Origin of the sequence: Roseisolibacter sp. H3M3-2 (assembly GCF_029211165.1) — a bacterium.
Taxonomy (GTDB): domain Bacteria; phylum Gemmatimonadota; class Gemmatimonadetes; order Gemmatimonadales; family Gemmatimonadaceae; genus Roseisolibacter.
Window position 1 is genome coordinate 1 of the sequence record NZ_JARGEK010000466.1, and the last position, 3,096, is coordinate 3,096.

At 77.6% G+C, this 3,096-nt stretch carries 5 protein-coding genes and 1 pseudogene; 4 read left to right on the forward strand and 2 right to left on the reverse strand.

The features are described 5' to 3' along the window. Both PYV61_RS23075 and PYV61_RS23080 read right to left on the reverse strand, forming a co-directional pair. On the reverse strand, positions 1–255 hold a 255-nt coding region (locus PYV61_RS23075; RefSeq protein WP_275836120.1), incomplete at its 3' end, for a hypothetical protein. A gap of 5 nt (positions 256–260) precedes the next feature. After that, positions 261–1,109 (reverse strand): CbbQ/NirQ/NorQ/GpvN family protein, encoded by an 849-nt coding sequence (locus PYV61_RS23080; protein WP_275836122.1) that lies wholly within the window; start codon positions 1,107–1,109, stop codon positions 261–263. An 88-nt stretch (positions 1,110–1,197) separates the two neighbouring features. Here PYV61_RS23080 and PYV61_RS23085 point away from each other — a divergent pair, with 88 nt between their 5' ends. The 4 genes and pseudogenes from PYV61_RS23085 to PYV61_RS23100 form a co-directional block, all read left to right on the forward strand. After that, positions 1,198–1,590: an STAS/SEC14 domain-containing protein gene (locus PYV61_RS23085; RefSeq protein ID WP_275836124.1), complete on the forward strand. Its 393-nt coding sequence runs from the start codon at positions 1,198–1,200 to the stop codon at positions 1,588–1,590. A gap of 192 nt (positions 1,591–1,782) precedes the next feature. Next, entirely contained in the window at positions 1,783–2,310 is a 528-nt protein-coding gene (locus PYV61_RS23090; protein ID WP_275836126.1) for a DinB family protein, read from the forward strand. A 7-nt stretch (positions 2,311–2,317) separates the two neighbouring features. Next, positions 2,318–2,749, forward strand: a complete 432-nt coding sequence (locus tag PYV61_RS23095) for a hypothetical protein (RefSeq protein WP_275836128.1) — start codon at positions 2,318–2,320, stop codon at positions 2,747–2,749. A 45-nt stretch (positions 2,750–2,794) separates the two neighbouring features. Then, positions 2,795–3,096, forward strand: a pseudogene (locus PYV61_RS23100) (hypothetical protein); the annotation flags it as partial.

A 3,096-nucleotide genomic window follows, 5' to 3' on the forward strand; every position in this document is an offset into this window, starting at 1 on the left:
GGCGAGGCGCGCCACCGCGAGCGCCGCGCGGCGCGCCAGCCCGCGGCGCGGCGGCGGGTCGATCGCGTCGACGCGGATCTGGCGGCCGTGCAGCCCCGCCAGCAGCAGCTCCAGCCGCCGGCGCACGTCGTCGAGCGCCACGACGTCGTCGGGCGCCAGCGGGGGCGGGCCGAGCCGCGCAGCCCCCCGCGCCGCGCGGGCGAGCGCGCGGCGGACGGCGTGGCGCGACGGGACGGGGACGCGGACGCCGGGCACGCCGCTCAGAGCGTCGCCGAGACGAGGTCCGCGATCGCCAGCAGCAGGTCCGGGTCGTCGGTGAGCGGCCCCGCGAGCGCGACGCGGCACGCCTCCTCGGGCGCGATCCCGTCGGCGATCAGGCGCGCGGTGGCGACCAGCAGGCGCGTCCCCGGCACCTCGGCCAGCCCCTGGTCGCGCAGGTGGCGGATGCGGTGCGCGAGCGTGACCAGCGCCGCGGCGCGCGCGCGATCGAGCCCGCTCTCGTGCGCCACGATCTCCGCCTCGACCCCCGCCGGCGGGTAGTCGAAGTCGAGCGACACGAACCGCTGCCGCGTGCTCGGCTTGAGGTCCTTGATCGCGTGCTGGTAGCCCGGGTTGTACGACACCACGAGCTGGAAGCCGGGCGCCGCCTCGACCAGCTCCCCCGTCTTGTCGATCGGCAGCACGCGCCGGTCGTCGGTGAGCGGGTGGATGACGACGATCGTGTCCTGCCGCGCCTCCACCAGCTCGTCGAGGTAGCAGATGGCGCCGGCGCGGGCGGCGGTGGTGAGCGGGCCGTCCACCCACACGGTGTCGCCGCCGCGGATCAGCCAGCGCCCGGTGAGGTCGCTCGCCGCGAGGTCGTCGTGGCACGCCACGGTCACCAGCGGACGCCCGAGGCGCCACGCCATGTGCTCGACGAAGCGCGTCTTGCCGCACCCGGTGGGCCCCTTGAGCATCACGGGGAGCCCGCGGGCGTGGCAGCGGAGGAAGACGTCGACCTCGTGCGCGGCCGGCACGTAGTAGGGCGCCTCCGCCGGGGGCGGGCGGAGCGCCTCGCCGCGGGGCGCGGCGGGCGCGGCCGGGCTGGTACGGATCGCGGTGGCAGTCATGCGTCCAGCGTAGGGAGCGGCCGCGCGGCGCGGGAGGCGGCGTTCTGTCAGCATCGCGTCCGACGGCGGGGCGCGATACCGTGGGGCCATGCCGATCACCTTCCGCGTCGACCGCGCCGCCCGGCTGATCCGCGCCGAGGTCGAGGGCGCGTTCTCCGCCGAGGACATGATCCGGTGCGTGGCCGACGCCGCCGAGGCGGTGGGGCGCGAGCCGGGGTGGCACATCCTCTCCGACCACCGGCGCATCGGGACGCCGTCCACGCGCCCGCAGGTCGAGCAGCTGGTGGCGCGGCTGGAGGCGCTGCGCGACACCTTCGCCGGGTCGCGCTGGGCAGTGGTCGTCGGCTCGCCCGCGTCGTACGGCATGATGCGCATGCTCGGCATGCTGGCCGAGGGGGTGCCGATGACGGTGCGCCCGTTCGAGGACGCCGACGCGGCGGAGGGGTGGGCGCGGACGGGGGCGGAGGCGGCGGGCGCTTAATCCAACCTTCATCCGAACGTCATGCGGGGCACAGGCGACGCGGTCCCGCGCGTGCTACGCTTGCCGGCACCCGAACCCGGAGCCCCCCATGTCGCGCCGCGCCCTGCAGCCCTTCTCGCACGCCGCCACCGCCACGACGCTCGGGCTGCTGCTCGTCGCGCTCCTGGTGCTGCTCCTCGTCGCCGCGCCCTGATGGAGTTCGCCCTCGACGACGCGGCGGCGGTGCTCGAGCGCACGCCAGCCGCGCTCCGCGCCCTGCTCGGCGGACTCCCCGAGGCGTGGACGGCGCCGAACGAGGGGCCCGACACGTTCAGCGCGTTCGACAACGTCGGCCACCTCATCCACGGCGAGCGCGACGACTGGATCGCCCGCGCGCGGATCATCCTCGCGCAGGGCGAGTCGCGCACCTTCGCGCCGTACGACCGCTTCGCGCAGTACCGCGAGAGCGCCGGCAAGTCGATGGCGCAGCTGCTCGACGAGTTCGCCGCGCTGCGCGCCGACAACCTGGCGACGCTGCGCGGCTGGGCGCTGACGGAGCGCGAGCTGGCGCTGACCGGCGTGCACCCCGCGTTCGGCGCGGTGACGCTGCGGCAGCTGCTGGCGACGTGGGCGGCGCACGACCTGGGGCACGTGGCGCAGATCGCGCGCGTGATGGCCAAGCAGTACCGCGACGCCGTGGGGCCGTGGCGCCGGTACCTGCCGATCATGGACCGCCCCTGAGGGCCCCGTGCGCCGGACCACGGTGCGGCCGGAGCTGGAGGCGTACGACCTCGCGTCGGTAGCGCCGGCGGCGCCCGCGCGGCGCCGCGTGCGCGTGGTCGCGCCGCCGGCCGCGTGGTGGTTCAGCGTGGCCGGCGCGCTCGGGCTGCTCCTGTTCGGGATGGCGTTCCTGCTGCGCGCGCTCGGCGTCCCCGGCTACGCGGCGCTGCGCCCGCCCGCCGGCGGGACGACGATGGCGCTGCTCACCTGCGTCGGCTTCGTGCTCACCGGGCGCCTGCTGGCGGCGGGGGAGCGGCGGGGCGCGGCGGCGGCGGCGCTGACGGTGGGCGTGCCGCTCCTGCTGCGGGCCGCGCAGGGGGCGCCGCTCGGCACCGCCGACGCGACGGTCGGGGTGGTGGGATTGCTCCTCCTGCTGACGGCGCGGCGCGACCTGCGGTAGCATGCAGCGCATGACGGACCACGGGACCCGACGCGGCGCGACGCGATGACCGGCGCCGAGCTGGCGGCCGCGCGCGCGCGGCTCGGGCTCACCCCCGACGCGATGGCCGCCGAGCTGAGGGTGCCGCCGCACGCGTACGCGGCGTGCGAGGCCGGGCGCGCGACGCTGACGCGCGGGCCGCGCGAGCGCCTCGTGTGGCGCCTGTCGGTGGTGGCGCGGCAGGCGGCGCTGGCGGCGAGCGGGCTCCCCGAGTGCGCGTGGGTGGCGGCGTGGGACGCGCGGACGCAGGTCGGGGGGCGCGCTCTCGACGCGCACGTCCGCGCGCTGGAGGCGCACGCGCCGGCGGA